The 20371-nt window shown below is 61.3% G+C and carries 20 protein-coding genes; 15 read left to right on the top strand and 5 right to left on the bottom strand.

What is annotated here, in order from left to right; all coding sequences use genetic code 11:
• Positions 1–20: 20 nt before the first annotated feature.
• The gene (locus tag CVV65_RS14820; protein ID WP_100668795.1) at positions 21–1118 is read right to left on the bottom strand and encodes a polysaccharide deacetylase family protein; all 1098 of its coding nucleotides are present in this window, start codon (positions 1116–1118) and stop codon (positions 21–23) included.
• A gap of 183 nt (positions 1119–1301) precedes the next feature.
• Between CVV65_RS14820 and CVV65_RS14815 the strand changes: the two genes are divergently transcribed.
• The 13 genes from CVV65_RS14815 to CVV65_RS14760 all read left to right on the top strand — a co-directional run bounded on the left by CVV65_RS14815 (position 1302) and on the right by CVV65_RS14760 (position 13575).
• Positions 1302–2402, top strand: a complete 1101-nt coding sequence (locus tag CVV65_RS14815) for an LCP family protein (RefSeq protein ID WP_133121328.1) — start codon at positions 1302–1304, stop codon at positions 2400–2402.
• A 25-nt stretch (positions 2403–2427) separates the two neighbouring features.
• Entirely contained in the window at positions 2428–3192 is a 765-nt protein-coding gene (locus tag CVV65_RS14810) for a WecB/TagA/CpsF family glycosyltransferase (protein ID WP_100668793.1), read from the top strand.
• A gap of 149 nt (positions 3193–3341) precedes the next feature.
• The gene (gene metK, locus CVV65_RS14805) at positions 3342–4550 is read left to right on the top strand and encodes a methionine adenosyltransferase (RefSeq protein WP_269148827.1); all 1209 of its coding nucleotides are present in this window, start codon (positions 3342–3344) and stop codon (positions 4548–4550) included.
• Positions 4551–4906: 356 nt separating this feature from the next.
• Positions 4907–5743: a response regulator transcription factor gene (locus CVV65_RS17320; protein ID WP_100668791.1), complete on the top strand. Its 837-nt coding sequence runs from the start codon at positions 4907–4909 to the stop codon at positions 5741–5743.
• A 90-nt stretch (positions 5744–5833) separates the two neighbouring features.
• A complete protein-coding gene (locus CVV65_RS14795; RefSeq protein ID WP_100668790.1) occupies positions 5834–6400 on the top strand; it encodes a glycosyltransferase in 567 nt (188 codons plus the stop codon).
• A 114-nt stretch (positions 6401–6514) separates the two neighbouring features.
• Positions 6515–6760: an alpha/beta-type small acid-soluble spore protein gene (locus tag CVV65_RS14790; RefSeq protein WP_013076908.1), complete on the top strand. Its 246-nt coding sequence runs from the start codon at positions 6515–6517 to the stop codon at positions 6758–6760.
• A gap of 239 nt (positions 6761–6999) precedes the next feature.
• Positions 7000–9276, top strand: a complete 2277-nt coding sequence (recD2, locus tag CVV65_RS14785) for an SF1B family DNA helicase RecD2 (RefSeq protein ID WP_100668789.1) — start codon at positions 7000–7002, stop codon at positions 9274–9276.
• Between the two features lie 82 nt (positions 9277–9358).
• Entirely contained in the window at positions 9359–10240 is an 882-nt protein-coding gene (locus CVV65_RS14780) for a DegV family protein (RefSeq protein ID WP_100668788.1), read from the top strand.
• Between the two features lie 149 nt (positions 10241–10389).
• Complete coding sequence (locus CVV65_RS14775; RefSeq protein ID WP_100668787.1) at positions 10390–10968, top strand: IS607 family transposase; 579 nt, start codon at positions 10390–10392, stop codon at positions 10966–10968.
• Positions 10965–11459 (top strand): helix-turn-helix domain-containing protein, encoded by a 495-nt coding sequence (locus CVV65_RS16995; protein WP_198592053.1) that lies wholly within the window; start codon positions 10965–10967, stop codon positions 11457–11459. Before CVV65_RS14775 ends, CVV65_RS16995 begins: the two co-directional genes overlap by 4 nt.
• A complete protein-coding gene (locus tag CVV65_RS14770; protein ID WP_198592052.1) occupies positions 11368–12267 on the top strand; it encodes an RNA-guided endonuclease InsQ/TnpB family protein in 900 nt (299 codons plus the stop codon). The genes CVV65_RS16995 and CVV65_RS14770 overlap by 92 nt, the downstream gene beginning before the upstream one ends.
• A 70-nt stretch (positions 12268–12337) precedes the next feature.
• Positions 12338–13135 (top strand): ComF family protein, encoded by a 798-nt coding sequence (locus tag CVV65_RS16610; RefSeq protein WP_133121326.1) that lies wholly within the window; start codon positions 12338–12340, stop codon positions 13133–13135.
• A 239-nt stretch (positions 13136–13374) separates the two neighbouring features.
• Positions 13375–13575 (top strand): hypothetical protein, encoded by a 201-nt coding sequence (locus CVV65_RS14760; RefSeq protein ID WP_133121325.1) that lies wholly within the window; start codon positions 13375–13377, stop codon positions 13573–13575.
• 68 nt (positions 13576–13643) lie between these two features.
• Here the strand turns inward: CVV65_RS14760 and CVV65_RS14755 are convergent, their stop codons facing one another.
• Entirely contained in the window at positions 13644–15554 is a 1911-nt protein-coding gene (locus CVV65_RS14755; RefSeq protein WP_100668784.1) for an APC family permease, read from the bottom strand.
• Positions 15555–15867: 313 nt separating this feature from the next.
• Between CVV65_RS14755 and CVV65_RS14750 the strand changes: the two genes are divergently transcribed.
• Entirely contained in the window at positions 15868–17031 is a 1164-nt protein-coding gene (locus CVV65_RS14750; protein WP_133121324.1) for a GerAB/ArcD/ProY family transporter, read from the top strand.
• Entirely contained in the window at positions 17028–17537 is a 510-nt protein-coding gene (locus tag CVV65_RS14745; RefSeq protein WP_133121323.1) for a TIGR03826 family flagellar region protein, read from the top strand. Before CVV65_RS14750 ends, CVV65_RS14745 begins: the two co-directional genes overlap by 4 nt.
• 175 nt (positions 17538–17712) lie before the next feature.
• Here CVV65_RS14745 and CVV65_RS14740 read toward each other — a convergent pair whose 3' ends face one another.
• The 3 genes from CVV65_RS14740 to CVV65_RS14730 form a co-directional block, all read right to left on the bottom strand.
• Positions 17713–18243, bottom strand: coding sequence for a hypothetical protein (locus CVV65_RS14740; RefSeq protein ID WP_133121322.1), 531 nt, complete (start codon positions 18241–18243; stop codon positions 17713–17715).
• A complete protein-coding gene (locus tag CVV65_RS14735; RefSeq protein ID WP_100668780.1) occupies positions 18240–19499 on the bottom strand; it encodes an HD domain-containing protein in 1260 nt (419 codons plus the stop codon). Before CVV65_RS14735 ends, CVV65_RS14740 begins: the two co-directional genes overlap by 4 nt.
• Before the next feature lie 62 nt (positions 19500–19561).
• Positions 19562–20119 (bottom strand): Uma2 family endonuclease, encoded by a 558-nt coding sequence (locus tag CVV65_RS14730; RefSeq protein ID WP_100668779.1) that lies wholly within the window; start codon positions 20117–20119, stop codon positions 19562–19564.
• Positions 20120–20371 lie beyond the last annotated feature (252 nt).

Below are 20371 nucleotides of genomic sequence, written 5' to 3'. Positions count from 1 at the left end.
CAGCCTGGCGCCGCCCGGCGTTATGGTTGGGTCACCCGCCCGGCCACCCCTGGCCCGGTGGCGGTTTTTATGTCCAGGGACCGAAGCGCCGCTGCGAAATTCGTCAACCTCTCTCCCCCAGAGATTCTCAGGCGGTGAAGTGCATAACGGCCCTGGGACAGAGAGGCGGGGCCTGGACGGGTGGTTACAGCGACCAAGTACCCCGTTTCCTCCGCATCCTTCTCCACCGCCGGGTCGTAGCTCCCGGCCGGGTAACATAATGCATACACAGGTTTATGTAAACGTTCTTCAATTGCCACCTTGGATGTCCGCAATTCCTGAATTGCCAAAGGCTTTGGCAAGGAAGCCAGATTCAGGTGATGAACGGTATGGGACTCCACGTCAAAGATTCCCTCCCGCTCCCCGGACTCAAGATCTTCCCAGGAGACGTAATTCGGTTTCCCCACGGAACCGGTGATCACAAAAACTGTGGCCCGGAGGCCAAGCTTTTTTAAGACCGGGTAAGCGGCGGTCATGACATCTTTGTACCCGTCGTCAAAGGTGATCACCACGGGCTTAGCGGGCAAAACCTCTCGACCGGTCCACGCTTTGAGGAGATCGGCCAAGGTTACCGCTGTGTATCCATTTTGGGTGAGCCATTCCATCTGTTGCGCGAAAGTGGCCGGATCGACGCAGAGGCGGTTCCCCGGGTTGTGGGAGATCGAATGATACATCAGGATGGGAACCAGGACCCCGGAATCTTTCACCCGGCTCAATACAGCATCCGTTAACCCACCTAGGGGATCGGGAGTAGCCGCCTCCCCTCTCAACGAGCCGGTATCTGGCCACGTGCCTGCCGCTTGACTCTCCGCTTGTCCGCCCCGGGTAATTTGGGAAACAGGGAGGTGGGGCGGCCCCGGGGTCGGCAAGACCTGGGAAGGGTGGTCGGAAGGCGCGGGTCCTGCCGCAGACATGGTGCAACCCGTCAGGGTGACGGCCAACGAGAATCCCCACAGGACCAACCCCCTCCGTATCTGAGCCGTCCCTCTTGGAGAGTGCACCTCCCTCCCCCCGGTCACCTTTTTGCCCGCTTTACCATCCTGATGGTGCTTGGCCCCTGAACTGCGTCTCCGGTGCATGGGTCCCCTCTCCCTCTCCGTGCTATCCGCTGAACATCAGCAGCTGCCAGCTCGGTTTGCTTTTCTTCCATTATAGCGGATAGGGTTGGCGTAGTTTGCGTGCTCGTCCCATGACTGCAGAGACCCCTTTTGCCCGCTTCGGCGCATACTAGCCCTAGGACGATCCTGGGGGGAGGTGGGCCGATGGGAAAAGGAAGACGCATGCTTTTTGTCTTTTTTGGGGTGTTGATCGGCGTCGTCCTGCTTCCGGCAGGACTTCGGTCAGGTCTCATCAACCACCCGGGTCGTCTCCTCGATGTCCCGGGACATACAGGGGTACACCCCTGGGCCCTTCCGTGGATTGGGCGGGTGGGGTCCGGGGACGGCGCCGGGGGGAACGGGATCGCCTCCGGGTCCCAGCCCCCGATGTCGGAGCAAACCCCAAGCTCTTCCGGGAACCCGGATCCCCTCGCTCCCGACCCCCGGACCTCTCCCCCCGGGACTGGGCCGTTTTCGACTGGGCCAAGCCCCGGAGCCGTCCTGCCAAACATGAACGTGCTTCTCGTTGGCGTCGATCGGCGGGGGAAAGAGATCGGCCGGTCGGACACCATCATCCTCGCGGGAGTTCGGCCTGCCCGGCGGGAAGTTCTTTTGTATTCGATTCCCCGGGACGCCCGGGTGGCGATTCCCGGGGTGGGCTTTACGAAGATTAACCACGCCGCCGCTTATGGCGGGATTCCTCTTCTAAAATCCTCTCTGGAAACCTGGTTGGGCGTTCCCATCGACCACTGGGTGACGGTGGATTTTGAAGGGTTCCGGCGGCTTGTAAACCGCATTGGCGGGGTGCCGGTGGATATCGAAAAAGCGATGGATTACGATGACCCCGAAGACGGAACCCACATCCATCTCGTCCCCGGCCGGCAGTGGCTGGACGGCCAAGGGGCTCTGGATTACGCGAGGTTTCGTGGAGATCCCGAGGCGGACTCGGCCCGGGTCCGGCGGCAGTTGCAGTTGGTGCACGCCCTTTTCCTTCGCAGTTCAAACCCTGGACTGTGGCCCGCCCTGGCGGCGGAGGCCATGACCTGGAGGGACCACATCAAAACGGATCTTGGCATCAGGGCCCTTGTCAATCTGGCCGTTGCCCTGTACCCTTTTGACCAGGTGACAGTTCGCACCCGGGCGCTGACCGGCGTCTCCTATGTGGATAATCGGGATGGGGTGTGGTATCTCACCCCGGATCGCCGGGAAGTCGATCTTTTGCGCCAGTCCCTGGCCCGGTCCGAGGCCCGGGAGGCGGGAAGTTGAACGGGAAAGGGGTCGCCATGGGGTCATGGAGCAGCGGGTGGTAGTGATGGGAACGGGCTTTGATCCGGTGACCTTGGAAGAGGCGGCCAAGCGGATCGCCGAGTGGGTGGATGGATGGAACGGGGCCGGCCCTTTAAAGCAGGTGGTGACCGCCAACCCCGAGGTGGTGATGCTGGCCCGGAGGAATCCCGGGGTGGCACAGGTGGTGCGTCGGGCGGATTTGGTCACGGCAGACGGGATCGGAGTGGTTTTGGCGTCAAAATGGCTGGGGACTCCAGTCCCCGAGCGGGTCACCGGGGCGGATTTGGCCGATCGGCTCCTCGGTTTCGCCGGACAGCGGAAGTGGAGGGTGTACCTGCTCGGGGCATCTTCCGCTTCTCTGGGCGGTGCTTTGGCAGAATTGAGGCGCCATTACCCCGAGGTGGACTGGCATGGACATCACGGATATTTTGATCAGCAAGGGGAAAAGGAAATCCTTCAGGAAATCGCCGAAGTTCGGCCTCATCTGCTTTTCGTCGGGATGGGGGCACCCCGCCAGGACCTGTGGATCGCTCGGCACAGGGATCTTCCGGTGGGGGTGGCGATGGGGATCGGCGGCACCATCGACGTCTGGAGCGGCGCCGTCAAGCGGGCTCCTGTGGCCTGGCAGCGGCTTCACCTGGAGTGGCTGTACCGGCTGATCCGTCAGCCGTCCCGGATTCGCAGGCAGCTGGTGTTGCCGCACTTTGCCCTGCTCGCTCTGGGGGCGGCCCTGACGATGCGGAGGAGGGGTGGGCCGGGCCCAAAGTGATCGCCAGCGTTTCGGTTGCTCCCGAGGCGCATGGGTGCCGGGGGTGGCGCCGATTTTCCCGTTGACGCCAGGTGGAACGCATACTATAATTATTACGTTTTATCAGCGGGTTTGATGCGGATTTGCGCCCAGGAATGGAGGAGTGGCACGTGCCGAGGCGGTACCTGTTCACGTCGGAATCCGTGACGGAAGGCCATCCGGATAAGATGTGCGACCAGATCTCCGATGCGGTATTGGATGCGATTTATGCGAAAGATCCGATGGCGCGGGTGGCGTGCGAAACGTCCGTGACCACGGGACTGGTGCTGGTCGCCGGAGAGATCACGACGGAGTGTTATGTCGATATTCCAAAAATCGTCCGCGAAACCATTCGCGAGATTGGATATACCCGGGCAAAGTTTGGTTTTGACGCGGACACCTGCGCGGTGATCACCTCCATCGACGAGCAGTCCCCGGACATCGCCCAGGGGGTGAATCGGGCGCTGGAAGCCCGGACCGGCGAGATGTCCGATGAGGAAATCGAAGCCATCGGGGCCGGGGATCAGGGCCTCATGTTCGGATTTGCCGTGAACGAAACTGAGGAACTGATGCCGCTCCCCATCTCCCTGGCCCATCGGCTGGCAAAGCGCCTGGCCGAGGTGCGCCGGGAAAAGCTTTTGTCGTATCTTCGCCCGGACGGCAAAACCCAGGTGACGATCGAGTACGAGGACGGGCGGCCCGTGCGGGTGGACACCATCGTGATCTCCACCCAGCATCATCCGAAGGTCAGCCTGGACACCATCGAAAAAGACATTAAAGAGTACGTCATCGATCCGGTGGTGCCCCGACACATGATCGATGTCCGCACAAAGTTTTTCATCAATCCCACCGGGCGGTTCGTCATTGGCGGCCCCCAGGGGGACGCCGGGTTAACCGGGAGAAAGATCATCGTCGATACCTACGGCGGGTATGCCCGGCACGGCGGCGGGGCTTTTTCGGGGAAAGACCCCACCAAAGTCGATCGCTCCGGGGCTTACGCGGCCCGGTATGTGGCGAAAAATATCGTGGCGGCAGGGCTGGCGGACAAGTGCGAGGTTCAGGTGGCCTATGCGATTGGAGTGGCCCGGCCGGTGTCCATCATGGTGGATACGTTTGGCACGGGGCGGATCAGCGAAGAGCGCATCGAGCAGTTGGTTCGGGAGTATTTTGACCTGCGGCCCGCGGGGATCATCCGGGAATTGAACCTCAGGCGTCCCATCTACCGACAGACGGCGGCTTATGGGCATTTTGGACGGCCGGATTTGGACCTGCCCTGGGAGCGGACTGACAAAGCCGAGATCCTTCGGGAGGCGGCGGGACTGAAGTTGATCGGCGGATGACTCGGACAAGGCCAGAGTACCCTCATACCGAGGACAGGGTCGACGTATACTGTAGTATCACCCTTACCCCATTGCAATCGGACGCCTGGAAACGGCGTCCCTTTTTTATTTCCGCCCGCCGCCCGCATCGGTTCGGAAGAGGCCGGCGAAAGCACAGGCCGGGGAGGAGGTATGCAGAGAAGGCCGGATGCTTTGCCCTGCGCGAATTCTGTCGAAATTTGTCCTGTCCAAGTGATGGCAGGGCAAGGTATAATGGAACCAGATACATACAAGTCGGGAAACGGATCGGTGGAATCAGCAGTTCGGTACCTCCCGGTAACGGGCTGTGAGATGTCAGGTGCAATGGGGAATGGTTTATGGCAGAGATACGGATTCTACTGGTGGACCATCACCTTCGGTACCGCCGGGGTCTGCGTTCCATCCTGGAGATGGAAAAAGAAATGATGCCGGTGGGAGAGGTCCGCAATATTCAAGAGATCCAAAATGTCCTGGAGAATACCCCGATCGACGTGGTGGTGCTCGACCTGGCGACGGCGGGGGACAAGGCCGCTGAGGCAGTCAGCACGATCAAATCGATCCGCCCGGAGACCCGGGTCATGGTGCTGGCCCATGAGGCGAATGGCCGATTGGTGGAGGTTTTGGCCGCGGGGGCTGATGGGGTGCTCCTGAAGGATGTGGGGGCCTCGGGCTTGGTGGATGGCATCCGGGGTCTGGCCAGGGTCGGGGCTTATCTCCACCCGGCGGTGGCCCGGGTCGTCCTGGAGGTGCTCCGAAGCGTCTTGGTCGACGGCAGGGAGGATGCGGCATGCGGGGAAGCCGTCGGCTGGGGCGGGGCCCAGGTTCCGGCGGCGGTGGCGGCTCCCACTCCCGCCCTGGCGGTTCACGCGCCTGCCGGGGAAGGGCGGGACGCTTCGAGGGGGGAAGCCGGGTGGGATTGGATGGTAGACTTGGAATCGGAAGAGGCCGGGGAAGACAGGGCGCCAGGGATCGTGGCGCCTTTGACGAAACGGGAGTTCGAGGTGCTTCAGCTCCTCGCTGAGGGGCGGAGCAATCGGGATATTGCGAAAGCTTTAGTCTTGAGTGAGAAAACGGTGAAAAATCACGTGGCGAGCATCCTTGATAAGCTGGTGGTCAGGGATCGCACCCAAGCGGTACTGGTTGCCCTGCGGCGGGGATGGGTGACGTTGAGTTAGGGGAACGACCGGCGGGTCCGGCGGGTACTGGGCAATCACCCCGCCCATGGGCCCGGCATATCATGGCAGCACCGAGGGAGGTGCTGCCGCATGTTGGCCGTATTATTGTGGATATTTTCCGTTTATGGTTTCATTAGCGCGGTCTGGCATATATTTGGCCTTTTGAGCTATCGGCGGCCGGTGTTTCCGCCCACGGACGTGACCCTGGTGGTCCGGAACGCCGAGTCGTTTATCGAGGGCTTACTGAGGCGGATTGCCGCCGAGGTGGCGGTGGCGGTTCCGGGATTGCGGGTGGTCGTGGTGGACGATGGATCGGTAGATGACACCATGGCGATTGTGGAGCGATTGGCGGAGCGGGAGACGTGGCTCGAAGCCTATCCGGTTACAGCCGGAAGAGCGCCGGGGGTCGGTGCGGTCTTGCCCGGGGTGACGGGAGGCTCCGCGGGGTGGGGGGCAGCCGTCGGTCTGCCCCTTCCGTCGCGGGCCGGAGCTGCGCCCCCGGCGCCCAGGCGGTGGGTCGGGTTTGATCTGCGGAGTGGAGCCGGCTTGGAGACGGTCATGCCAACCCTTCGGGCGCTGTATGGGCTTGGGCCCGAGGCCGGGGCGCGCCGGGCCGAGGCGGCGGGGACGGGGGAGCGGGAACGGCACATGTTTTGAGATTTTGCAGAGGGCGGGGGAAGGTCGGCCGGGAATTTTGCTGCGCGTCTGCGCATAAACCCCCGGGTTCTGAAGAGACTACCAAATACCCAACAGCGAAAGGGGGGAGAGCAGATGGCGCGTGGCCAAAAGCGGAATACCCCCGTAGTTCCTCAGGCCGGCCGAGCCCTTGATCAGTTCAAGTACGAGGTGGCCCAGGAACTCGGAATTCAGGTGCCCCAGGACGGCTACTGGGGGACGATGTTGACCCGGGATACGGGGGCGATCGGGGGGAACATGACCCGTAAGCTGGTGGCGTTGGCCGAGCAGCAGCTGGCCAACTACGGCGGAGCGGGGGCTGGTCGTACTCCTCAGGCTTAACGGAGTCACAGGGATGGAAAGTGCCCGGGGATCCTGAACAAAACCCGGAGCGACGGACAGGTAGGGCGAGTCAGGGCGGGAACACCGATCGACGGTGACCGCCCGTTTTTTTTCGCCCGCCCCGGGGTGCGGAAGGAGAACCGACGGCCGGTGTAGAATTGAGCCAAGAGGCGAACAGGACGTGAAGACAGGGAAAAGCGCGGCCGGCGGCAAGGGAAAGGTCGGAGAAACGGTTGGAAATGGTGGTCGGTGTGGTGGAGCGGGTGACCTACGCGTCGGAGGACGGCCGATTCACGGTGTTTGTCCTGCGGCCGGAAAACGGTGGTCCGGAAGTCACGGCGGTGGCCCGACAGCAGGTGCGGGCTGGAGAACGACTGCGGTTGACCGGGCGGTGGAAACATCACCCCCGATTCGGGGCCCAGTTGGATTGTCTTCACGTGGTAAGTCTTGCTCCCAACAGCCGGGAGGGGTTGATTCGATTCCTCGGCGGAGGATTGATTCGCGGGGTGGGGCCGAAAACTGCCGAACGGCTGGTGGATCATTTTGGACAAGACATTTTGAGGGTGATCGAGGACGAGCCCGGACGGCTTCGGGAAGTGGAGGGGATCGGGGCCCGGAAGGCGGAGCAGATCGCGGATGGATACCGGGAACACCGGCAGATGCGGGACCTGATGATGTTTTTGCAGGATAAGGGCGTGGGGCCGGGGCTGGCCGGGCGGATTTGGCGGACGTTTGGGCACGATGCCCTGGCGGTGGTGCAACAAACGCCGTATCGGCTGGCCGAGGAGGTGTGGGGTATTGGCTTTGCGACGGCGGACCGCATTGCCCGGGAGGTGGGGATTGCCCGGGACGATCCCGGGCGCTTGCAGGCGGGGGTCTTGTATGTGTTGATGCAAGGGGCGGAGGAAGGGCACACCTGTCTGCCGGAAGACCGATTGGTGGAGCGGTCGGTGCGGCTGTTGGAATCTCCGCCGGACGCGGTAAAGGGGGCGATGGCCGACCTGATCGCCCGGCGGCGGGTCTACGGGAGCGTGGTCACCGGGGAGAGAGGCGGGGTTTACTATTCTCCGGCCGTTTATTACCACGCGGAACGGGGGGCGGCCCAACGGTTGACGGCCATGACCCTTTGGTCGGCTACCGAGGCGGGCCCGCTCGGGCCGAAGGAGACCTCGCCTGCCGCCGATAAGGAGGACGGCACGTCCCCAGGACCGGAAGGTTGCCGGACCGCGTCGTCCGATTCGCCCGCTCCGTTCGATTCACCCGAGGGTGGCCGGGATGTTATTTTGACTCCAGAACAGTTCGAAGCGGTGCGGGCGGCGGCCGAGGCTCCTCTGGTGGTGATCACCGGCGGTCCTGGCACGGGCAAGACCACGGTCCTGCGGGAAATCCTCAGGCGCTTGGAGGAGCAGGGCCGGAAGGTGGAACTCGCCGCCCCCACCGGCCGGGCGGCGAAGCGCTTGGAGGAGAGCACCGAGCGGCCTGCCAAGACCCTTCACCGCCTCCTTGAGGCGGGCCACGTGGAAGGCCGGGGATTGCGGTTCCAGCGCCACGAATCCCGGCCCATCGAGGCGGATGCCGTGGTGGTGGACGAGTGCTCCATGATGGATACGCTCCTCCTCTATGCCCTTCTCCGGGCTTTGGTCCCGGGCACCCGACTGATCCTGGTGGGGGACGCGCACCAGTTGCCCTCGGTGGGGCCCGGCCAGGTGCTGGAGGACATCATCGCCTCGGGCTTGGCCCGGGTGGTGCGGTTGACCCGGGTGTTTCGCCAGGCTTCGGAAAGCGGTATCGTGCGCAACGCATATCGGATTCTCGAAGGGCAGTTGCCCGAACTCCGGTCGCCGGAAGGGGATTGGTTCTGGTTGGAACGCCGGGACCCCGAGGCGTTGGCGCGGGAAGTGGTGTCCCTATATGTCCGGCGTTTGCCGACATTTATCGGCGGGGACGGGGAAATTCAGGTCCTGACCCCCATGAGGCGGGGGCCGCTCGGGGTGGAGGGATTGAATCCCCGCCTTCAGGGCGAGGTGAATCCTCCGGGGCCGGATAAGCCCGAAGTCCAGGCGGGGGGCAAGGTTTTTCGCCTGGGGGATCGGGTGATGCAGGTCCGCAATGATTATCAAAAAGAAGTGTTTAACGGGGATGTGGGCCGGGTGGTGGAGATCGACCCCGAGGAACGGGACATGACGGTGGAATACCCGGATCCCGCCGGCCCTCGCCGGGTGTTGTATCGGGATGGGGAGTGGGACGATCTGCAGCTCGCTTATGCCCTTTCGGTGCACAAAAGCCAAGGGAGCGAATACGACGCCGTGGTGATCCCCGTCGTGCCCGCCCATACGGTGGTCCTGGAGCGGGCGCTGCTGTACACGGCGGTCACCCGGGCGAAACGATTGGTGGTGCTCCTGGGGGACCGCCGGGCGCTCCAACGGGCTATCGCCCGGGTGCGCGGGCACAGCCGTTCGACCCTTCTCGCCGCCCGCCTGCGGGGGGAAGTGGAGGATTTAATCCCCGGCGGTTAAAATAGGGTGGTGTTTGGCTTGAGCGAAGAGGCGGTCCGGGCGGGTCTGCCCGGCTGCGGTCACACGTGGAGACGGACGGGAGATGGTGCGCGTGGTAATGGGCGGTGTTCATGGTCAGAAGCCTTCTTTTGCCGTGGTGGTGGATTCCACGGCGGGAATCCCGGAGGATCGGGTCCAGGCCCGTGGCCTCACGGTGGTCCCACTGACGGTCATTATCGGCGACAAGGCTTATCGGGAGGGCGTGGACCTTGCGACCAGAGAGTTTTATGCCAGGTTGAAACAGGGGGCTCCTCCCCCCACCACCTCCCAGCCACCGGTGGGGGAGTTCGTTGACGTATTTTCCCGGCTACTGGAAGAGTACACGGGGGTAGTGTGCATCGTGCTCTCCAGTGCGCTGAGCGGGACGGCCCAGGCGGCCCGGACGGCGGCGTCCCAGGTCTCCGGCCTCGTCGCGGTGGTGGATTCCCGATTCGCCTCCTACGGGATGGAGGTGCTGGCGGTGGAAGCCCTGAAGATGGCAAAGGCGGGCCGGTCTCCGCAGGAGTGCGCCAAGCGCCTTGAAACCCTGGCGGGGCAGTTGCGGGCGTATTTTGTCGTAGACGATCTGAATTATCTACACCGCAGCGGGCGGCTGGGGGCGGCCCAGGCGCTGATGGGAACGATGCTTCAGGTGAAACCTATTCTCACCCTGGAGGAAGGACGGCTGGCCGTGGCGGAGAAAGTGCGGACCCACCGCCGGGCGGTGGAGCGGATCCTGGAGCGGGTGGAAGAAGCGGTGGCGGAAGGGCCTCAGAATATCTGCGTCATCCATTCGGATCGTGAGGCGGACGCTGAAGCCCTACGTCAAAGGGTGGAGGGCATGGCCGCGGAGCAGCCCGTCCCGGTGCGGGAGCTCGGCCCGGTGCTCGGGGCCCACGTGGGCCCGGGAGTCTTGGCGTTGCTTCATTATCCGGCGCAAGGGTAAGCCGCGTCACCCCGGCGACATGGCTCGGGGCTCATCAACGGTTTACCACCCGGTGCAAGGCGGGGAGGCTTCGTCAATGGGGTGATCAACAGCCCGGAATTTTGTAAACATCTATAGACGAACATATATTTCTGTTGTACAATCGTCTCATGAAACTCTCCGATTGGGCTAGGCAACAAGGAATCTCCTGCATGACCGCTTGGCGTTGGTGGAAAGACGGCAAGCTGCCTGTACCCGCCCGTCAGACCGAATCCGGTACGATCCTGGTGGATGTTCCTCCGACCCGTGAAGGCGGCCGGACGGTCGTGTATGCCCGGGTGTCCTCTCACGACCAGAGGAGTGACTTGGACAGGCAAGTGTCTCGAATCACCCGGTGGGCAACCGAGCGAAACCTCGCCGTGGACGAGGTGGTGACGGAGGTCGGATCGGGGATGAACGGGAAACGTCCAAAGCTCCGGCGTATTTTGGCGGATGCGCGGGTGACGACCATCATTGTGGAACACCGGGATCGACTGGCGAGGTTTGGCGTGGAGTACCTGGAATCTGCACTGGCTGCTCAGGGCCGTCACATCGTGGTGGTGGATTCCGGGGAGACCCGCGACGATCTGGTCCGGGACATGATCGAGGTCTTGACATCGTTCTGCACCCGATTGTACGGCCGACGGGGAGCACGGAATCGGGCTTTGCGGGCTGTGACCGCCGCAAAAAAGGATGGGAACGAATCATGAAGGTGCTTCAGGCGTACCGCTTTGCGCTCGATCCTTCGCCGCATCAGGAGAGGATGCTGGCCTCCCACACCGGAGCCCGGCGGTTTGCCTTTAACTGGGGGCTGGCATTGGTAAAAGAGCGATTGGAGGCCAGAGGACGAGGCGAAGACGTCGAAGTGCCGTGGACCCTTGCCGCCCTTCGGAGGGAGTGGAACCGGCAGAAGGAACAAGTCGCCCCGTGGTGGCGGGAGAATTCCAAGGAAGCGTACTCGGCTGGGCTGGACGGCCTGGCCCGGGGGCTGAAGGCGTTTTTCGACAGCCGGTCCGGGAAGCGGAAGGGGCGTCGGGTGGGGTTTCCGAAGTTCCGGAAGAAGGGCCGGGGTCGGGAATCGGTGCGGTTCACGACGGGAGGTGATCCGGGTGGACGACAAAAGCCACGTCGTTTTGCCCCGGATCGGGCGGGTGAGAACGCACGAGATGACCACGGCGCTCTTGGAACGGGTGCAAAGTGACCGGGTGCGGATTCTGTCGGCGACCGTCTCCCGGGAAGGCGGGCGGTGGTTTGTGAGTTTCACCTGCGAAGTGGAGCGGGACGCCGGGCGGCCGGAGCGCCCCCGGGACGTGGTGGGAGTGGACGCCGGGCTGAAACACCTGGCGGTCCTGTCCACGGGGGAGAAGGTGCCGAACCCGCAACCCTTGCGCAAGGCATTGCGAAAGATCGCGCGGTTGAACCGGGAGTTGGTCCGGCGAAAACGCAGAAGCCGACACTGGGAGGATACCCGTCGGCGTCTGAACCGGGCCCACGCGAGGGTGGCGAGAATTCGCTTGGACGCCATGCACAAGCTGACTCACCGGCTGGCGACCACGTTCGGCACCGTCGTGGTGGAAGACCTGAATGTGGCGGGGATGGGGCGGAACCGGCGATTGTCCCGGGCGATCTACGACGCGGGGCTGGCGGAGTTGAGACGGCAGTTGCAGTATAAATGCGAGTGGTACGGGTCCCGTCTCGTCCAGGCCTCCAGGATGTATCCCAGTTCCAAGACCTGCTCCAGGTGTGGGGCGATCAAGGAAATCCTTCCGCTTTGGGAACGGGTGTACCAATGTGACGTATGCGGGACGGTGATGGACCGGGACGAGAATGCGGCGCGGAATCTGGCGGCTCTTGCGGCCGCCGTCGCCGGGAGTGGACCGGAGACGAAAAACGCCCGTCGAGAGGATGTAAGACCCGACTTGACCGGGCGGTCTTCGATGAAACGGGAAGCCGGCACTAGGCAACTGGGTAAGACCGGCGCCCCTGTCCCGCAAGGGACGGGTACTTGAAACAGATGTATATGTTTCAAGTAACGGTTGTACTCGTGGCGGAGGTTCGGCGCGGGAAGGAGGTTTGAGGGTGGACCAGTGGTTTGGTGGGGAGTCGGGGGGCGGGGGGGAACGGAAAGCCCCGGGGATCGGTGGCCGCCTGCGGACGTGGTTTGATCCACTTTGGCCGCCGCCTCCTGGGTGTCCTTTTTGTGGCCGCCGGGGGAATCTGGTCCCTGTAGGACTTCCAGAGTTGGACAGGCCCCGTTTGGCCACCGCCTGTGACCGCTGTGCCGGGCAACTCATCCTTCGTCATCATCCGCCCCACTGCCCGGGGTGCGCCAGGAGCACGCCGGCTCCGGGGCTGTGTCGAGACTGCCTCCGACACCCCTTGGGTCTGCGCCGGGTTTGCGCCTACGGGGCATATCGGGGAGCCCTGCGGGAGGCGATTCATCGGGTGAAATTCCAACGGGACGGCGGTCCGCTGGAGCTTTTGGCGGGGATGCTGGCGGTGGCGTGGCGGGACCTGAATCCGCCGCCAGACGCACTGATCGTGCCCGTGCCCATGCACCCGGAAAAGAGGAGGGCTCTCGGTTGGAACCATGTGGAGCGGGTGGCAAAGGGGCTTGGGAGGGCCGTGGGCCGAGCGGCGGTGCCAGCCCTGGAGCGCCGGGGTGAGCTTCGGAGCCAGGCGACCCGGGGACGCCGGGAGCGGCTCACCGCTTTGGAGGGCCGCTTTGCCCTCTCCCCGGAGGCTGCGGAGATTCGGGAGCGGGCGGTGGTGCTGGTGGACGACGTCCTCACCACCGGGGCCACGGCGCAGGCCTGCACCCGGGTGCTCCGGGCCGGGGGTGCCCGGGAGGTGTACGGGCTGGTCATCGCCAGGTAAAGTCTGGAACAAGGAGCGCGGCCACGGCTGGAGGGAGGCGAGGTCGGCGGTTTTTCACGAATTGCTTGCGCAAAATTCCGCCTTTCGAGCCATAGACGTCGCGGCATTTCTGTGGCAACATGAAAAAGGCGGGCGGCGGTGGGACGGGCCGTGTTTGCCAATGGACTGGCAACCCGGACCGACCGCTCGCATACACTGAGCGATTGAGGAGCATTCCTCACTGTTCGGAGGTGGAGGCGGTGGCCTCAGGCCTAAACACGCGCCGCACGTTTGTGGAGATGTTTCAGGGGCCGACCCTGGCCCACATCAAGAGCCAGATCCAGCTGACCCAAGACGCCGAGCGGGCGGACCCCATTTCAGTTTCCCTGGTTAAGGACCGCCGGGAATTCAACGCTTTGGTGGTCTTCGCTTATCGGGATCTGGAAACAGACGAAGAATGAACCCGGGCCTTGCGGAGGCCCATTTTTTGCGCAGGCATGGGCGCCTCCCGTCGCATCCCTCAAGTTCTCTATTGGTGCAAATGGTACGGCACCGTGGTCACCACCACATCCCGGTTGCGCATCAGCCACAATCGGATCAGGAGCGCCGTCTGGTTGTGGAGAGCATTGTGCCACCACCGCCTCGGGATGAACTGGGGGACGATCACATGCACCCGGTCCGGCCCGCCCTCGATCCTCTCCAAAGTGCCGATGAACAGGGACAACGGCCGGAGAAGAGATCGGTACTCGCTCTTCAGCGTATACAGCTTGCACGGCGAGCCCCACGCCTCCCACTGTTTTTTCATCCTCTCGATGGACTCCTCGTCAAACCCCACATAAACCGCGATCACGTTTGTGTGAATGCTTTGGGCGAAGGACAGGGTGTTCAGGACCACCCGATGGACCCCGGACACCAACACGATGGAGATCACCGAATGGGTTTCCGGGCGTTCCTCCGCCAGGTCGATGGCGAGCTCCCGGCCGATTTGCTCATAATGGCGGTGCACCGCCGCCGACAGGGCGACCAAGAGGGGCAGCACCACGATCACAATCCACGCCCCGTCCGTGAATTTGGTCACGGCGAAAATGATGGCCACCAGAGCCGTCACCCCGGCCCCCACCGCGTTGATCGCCAATTTTACGGGCCAAATCCCCTGGCGAAGCCGCAGCCACCGTCGCACAAGGCCCGCCTGGGCCACGGTGAAGGACAGGAACACCCCGATGGCGTACAGGGGGATGAGGGCGTTGGTCTCGGCGTGAAACACTTCGATCAGCAACGAGGCCAGGGCCGCCAGCACCAGCATGCCGTTGGAGTAGCCCAGCCGGTCGCCCCGGATGGTCAGCGCTCGGGGGAGGAAGCCGTCCGCCGCCACCAAAGCCGCCAATTGGGGGAAACCCGTAAAGGTGGAGTTGGCGGCGAGGATGAGGACGATGAAGGTCGACCAAATGATCACCTGATAAACCACCCCGTGGCCAAAATACAACCCCGCCAGCTGGGAGAGCATGGTGTTGTTCGGGTTCACCGAGATGCCCTGGACATACAGGTGCCAGGCAAAACCCAGCAAGGTGATCCCGGTGATGACCCCGAGACCGATGTACGCTTTGATGGCGTTTTTCTGATGGGGCTCCCGGAAAACCGGCACAGAGTTGGAGATGGTCTCGATCCCCGTCAACGCCGAAGACGCCGAACTGAACGCTTTGAGGGCGAGCAGCAGGGTCAGCCCGGCGGGCAGCACGCCCAGAGGGGGCGTCACGGCCTGGTGGAACCCGTGATGGGCCTCATTGACAAATCCCGCGAAGATCAAGGTCATCATGCTGATCATGAACAGGATTGTCGGCCAGGCAAAAATCGACGCCGATTCCGCCACCCCGCGCAAATTCACGAGGAGGATGATCAAAATGCACAGGATGGAGAGGGTCGTTTCATAAGGAATCACCTGGGGGTAGGCGGAGGACACGGCCTGAATCCCGGCGGATACGGAGACGGCGACGGTGAGCACGTAATCCACCAGGAGGGCGCTGGCCGCCACCAGGGATGCCCAGGGCCGGCGAAAATTATCTTTCGCGATGGCATAGGCGCCGCCTCCGTCGGGATACGCCATGATGCCCATGATGTAGGAGGTGATCAGGATGACGAGCAGAGACACCGTGGCCGCGGTGATGGGGAGAATCAGCCATTTGGCCGAATCCCCGAGGCCGGCGAGCTCCGTCATGCCCGCCTCCGGGCCGTAGGCTACCGATGAGTACAAGTCTGCTGCCAGGACCGGCAAAGCCACGTACCACAACAGTTTGGTGTGTTGGGCGTAAAGCTCCCGGGTGCGCATGGGGCGCCCGATCAGGATGCGCTTGACGGCGCCAAAATTCAAGATCGCAAAACCGATGGCAAGAAGCGCCAGGACGATGAGCACCGGGTGAAGCCAGGGTTCCAAAGAGGCCAGCATAACCGCACCTGATCGAGTTTCCGGGATCACGGTCCGCTTCCTGTTGGGGCGCGGCTTTCATTGTTTGGTCCGCGAGCCGCCCGCCGGGTTCTCGACCAGGGCCTTCGCCCCCTTTCGACGACGGATTCAGAATGCCGAAACACCAAGGCAAGAAACCGGCGGGCTGAAGCCGGCCCTCACCTTTACCTCCGAAGTATACTGCGGCCCGGCCCCCGGCAAAAGGGGGAGGGTTGGACGGGGGGAAATTTGGCCGATCAAACAGTTCTTCGGTTTCATATTGGCGGCCGAATTCGCGCACACTGCATGTGACCAGATGTGTCCCGGTCGGCTAGAGCGGCGCAGACGTGCCGAAGGGCAAGGCAGGTGGAAGGCGGTAAAACAGCAGTTATCGGAATTGCAATTGTCCTTTTTGATGATTTGGCTGGTGCTGGGCACCGGGATTCTTTTTCTCCCGTTTGCCATCAGCCGCTTCGTCGTGCGGGACGCCTGGTTGACGGGCCCCTTTTTCTTTATCGGGGGTGCGGTCGTGGTTCTCGTCATCATGGGGTTTCGGCGCATGTTCCCGGGCCAGACGATGATGGAAGGCTATTTCACGGTTTTTGGCCCCTGGTTCGGTCGGGCGGTGGGTTTGGGGTCGTTGGTTTGGCTGTATGTCACTGAGGCCACGGCCATTCGTCAAATGGTGCTGTTTCTCACGGATACGCTTTTGTCCGACACCCCGGGGTACGTCATGGCCGGGCTCTTTTTTATTCCGGTGGTTTATGCCGTAACCCAAGGGCTTGAGGCGGTGGGACGGATGGGGGAGATCATTACCCCGGTCGGGGTGGTGCTTGTGATGGCCCTGTCTCTTTTTTCTTTGCAGTATGCGGATTTTCACCATGTGCAGCCGGTGTTGGCGGATGGCCTCGACCCGGTGCTCCGGGCGACGGTGGTGCCCTGGCTGTATGGTGTGGAACTCATGACGGTGGTTCAAATTCGCCCGGCGGTGGCGGGGGGGAGGATTTATCGGCCCCTGTGGGTGGCGGTGGTGGCCATCAGTGTGGCCGGGCTCCTGGCGGAGACGGTGGTGACGACGATTCTCGGCGACTCCCGGCAGCACGTGCATTATCCGACCCTGGAAGTGGTTCGAGCCCTGAGGGTGGCGGATTTTTTGGAGCGGCTGGATGCCATCTATGTGATCGGCATCTTGGCGACGATGTTTCTAAAAGTATCGGTGCTTCATTACACCCTGGCCACTGCAATCAGCCAGTGGGCGGGCCTTCGCCACCACCGGTCTGTGGTTGTCCCCGGGGCGATTCTGGTATGGGCGGGGAGCTTGATGTTGTTCTCCAGCGGTATTAACATGCGGTACGAGATCATCAATGATGGCTGGGGGTTCTCGATGGCGGGCGGCGTAGGGCTGCCCGTGGCGGCGGTGGTTGTGCAAGGGGTCCGCCGGGGCTTCGGCCGGTGGTTGGGGCGGAGCGCAGCGGGGTGAGACGCGGCGCGGGGCGGGATCGCGGTGCAGGAGACTACCGGGGGCGGGACGAAATTTTTACAATAAGGATGTGGGCCGGGTCGGAGGCCCGGCGCGGTTGCGGCGGGGGGGTGCGCGGCGTGGATTTTGCCAACTGCAAGCGGTGCGGGCGGATTTATCAAAAGGTGGGCCGGGAGCAGGTTTGCCCGGCTTGCCGGCGGGAGGAAGAAGAGCTCTATCAGAAAGTGCGGGAGTACGTGTCGCAGCACCGGGGGGCGACGATCGTCGAAGTTTCCGAGGCCACAGGGGTTGATCCCGATTTGGTGCTGCAGTTTTTGCGGGAAGGTCGCCTCACGGTGGTGAGCGGGGGGAATATGCGCTATCCTTGCGAGCGATGCGGCCGCGAGATCACCAGCGGGCGGTTCTGTGACCGGTGTACCGCCGAGTTGGCCAAGGGGTTTGCGCAGGTTAAGAAGGACGATGACGGCAAGTTTCACACCCGCCCGGGCTGGACGAAGCGGTCGTAGGGTTCGGAGGTGGAGGGAGTGGGGGGGAGATCCCACTCCGATGGAAGGGTGAATGGGGCATGGTTGGGCCGTTTAGAAAGGGTGTGAGAGAATAAGGGCTGGACACCTTCTGGCCTGCTCATCTAACTCTTTGACCTGTTTTGGGATTGCATCTTGTAAAACTCGGTCATAATTCTCAAATCAGTTGATGATCCATCAATTCGTCATAAGCGTTGCGGATTTCGTCAAGTGAGAATTTATCTCCTTTAATCTCTTGAACGGTCTTTATTACAGATTCCGGGTCCGCATTTTTGCCATATCTCTTTTTCGACACAATGACAAAGTGGGTCGTTGACCATAATTCTAGGGTTTTCGGGTCATCCGGCAAAATGCTGAGCAGATCGTCAATCTTGGACTTATATTCTTTTACGATCTGGTCTTCGGCAATTATATCCTGGGCTTGCGGGCCCGGTTGAATGGTCCAGGCCTGAAATCTTCCATTCTGTTCCTGTTCCATGGTGATGGCCCCTTGCATATGGATGTTATCCATTTCATAATCCAGAGCAGATGAGTAGGGACCGTAGTGATAAATACGAAACGTAAGGCCGGTTGGAATGCCGGATGATGTTAAAAAGTAGAAAATCTTTTGAAAGGCTTTTTTCCCTTTAATTTGGCCTTGTCGCATGGTGACATATGCTGCGAGTGCACCCAATCCCATCATTGTCACTCCCATTCCATCTTGAATTTGCGCTTGGAAAATTTGTGCACGTCGTTTTTTAGTCCGCGCTCACAATAGATCCTAGCATACAGGATCGGTTCGTCGATTTTACTAACAATGCGAGCGACGTCTTGAAAGGGTTCCGGTTCGTCGTCATTGGAAGTTACAACCCATATCGTAGGTTCCTCTTCATGTTCGAATTTGATAGGAGTCTTGGAGGCGAAGTCGGCTATGACTTGATTATATCCAAACGTCTGTTCGATGTCAAGAAGCAATTCCTTGAGCCGTTTGGTTTCTTGGGAGCTTAGAGGTCGGCGGGCAGGTGCTTGATACGCTAACACAAAGTGTTCCCGGTTTAGAATCCGCCGCCCCCATGGCGACGGATGCTCTTTCGCACGCTCCAAAACGCGTATATCATCCCAGTTCAAATACTCCTCCACGTTATCGGGTAGTGTTTTTCGGTCGTTTGGCAGAAGGTCTTGCAAAAAGCGCTCCATCATTTTGTCATAGACCCGACGAGTTTTGTGAAAATAAATTTGCACGAACATGTAATATCTTGCCATTACCAATCCCTCAACAGCTTGTACCCCTCCTTCCTCGACACCCAGCCTCCACGTCCTCTCATGGGGGAACAAGCACAAGGTTTGCAGGATTCTCGGCAGATCAAATTTTCCGTATTCGACACCTAGTGATATTGAGTCTCTTAACAGGTAGTCCATCTTATCAGCATCAAGTTCACCGATTAAAAGATCTCGGAGTAAACGATAATCCTTTTCGGGCAATCCCTGGGTAATCATGTCAGCTATGTGTTGTCTGCCGAATTCAAATGGCTTGCCGATTTCGTCAACGATGTCCCCAATTGGCGTTTCACAAATAATCTTTGCGCCCATCATTTCGTGATTGAGGTCCGCCGGGAAAATACCATCTGATGTGTGAGAGAACGGTGCATGGCCAATATCGTGCAACAATGCTGTCAGTCGAAGCATTTGTCGGTATTTCATGATTTGTTGTTTCGTCCAGTTCAATTCCGTGTGGTGTTTATTTACGAGTCGATCAAATATGCGGGTTGACATCTGCATGACGCCAAGGGAATGGGTAAAGCGTGTGTGTTCTGCTGTTGGATAAACAAGGTAAGTGGTCCCAAGTTGATGAATTCGCCGCAATCGTTGAAAAGGGGCACTGTCCACAATCCGCAGTTCACTTCGGCTGAGCTCGATAAAGCCGTGGATCGGGTCTCGGATTTCAAACTTCGGCTCATATGGCATATTGGATCCCTCATTTTCTATCGGCTGCGTTATTATTCATTCAAGGTCTCCCAAGCGGCCTCCTATCCAAAAACCTGGTCGACTCGGATCACGAGGTCGCTAAACATCGAAGGTGCCAGGGTGTCACCGGGCTGATATTCCCTCTGCCAGCGGAGGACGGTGCCGTCGTGGAGGTAGACGTGGATGCGATTTTCCATGGGATCGACGATCCAATACTCCCTCACCCCGGCCCTCTGGTACAGGTTCATTTTGCGGATGAGATCATTCGCCGCCGTGGAGGGAGACAGGATTTCGATGATCCATACGGGCGTGCCGATCACCCGGGGGCCGGGCGGCGCCGGGTCACAAATCACGAAAAGATCGGGCTGCACCACGTCTTTCGTTTTGGAATCCGGAGAGAAAGTCAGGTCCATGGGCGCGGCGAAGGCACGACACGCCTTGCCCCGCAGATATCCGCCGATTTCGACCGACAGTTGCATCAAAATCTCCTGGTGCTCCGTGCTGGGACTCGGCAGGAGGTAAGGGACACCGTCGATCAGCTCCCACCGTTCCTCGCCATCCCACGTTTGGTAATCTTCGTAGGTGTAGCGGCCGGAGCCGCTGGCGTTGGGTCTTGGCAACCTTCATCCCGCCCGAAGGAGAATTTCACCGTTCTGGGCCCAGTATAGCGCAAGTCTCGCCAGGGAAACAACGAAAATTCGTGCAGGTCAGTCGCACCTCTCGTTTGGCCGGGATCGCCCTGGGATCTTAACATCGTGCCGGCCCGGCCGATCTTTATGATAAAGGAGTCGGTGCGACGGACCCACTTCGGGGGGTGAGCCGGCGGCCGCCGGTGTCAGGGTGCTTGGGGCGGCTGGGGCGGGAGCAGACGC

The organism is Kyrpidia spormannii (genome assembly GCF_002804065.1).
In the GTDB taxonomy this organism is placed as follows: domain Bacteria; phylum Bacillota; class Bacilli; order Kyrpidiales; family Kyrpidiaceae; genus Kyrpidia; species Kyrpidia spormannii.
Note: the sequence above shows the minus strand (reverse complement) of the source record. Positions and strands in the feature narration are given on the sequence as shown.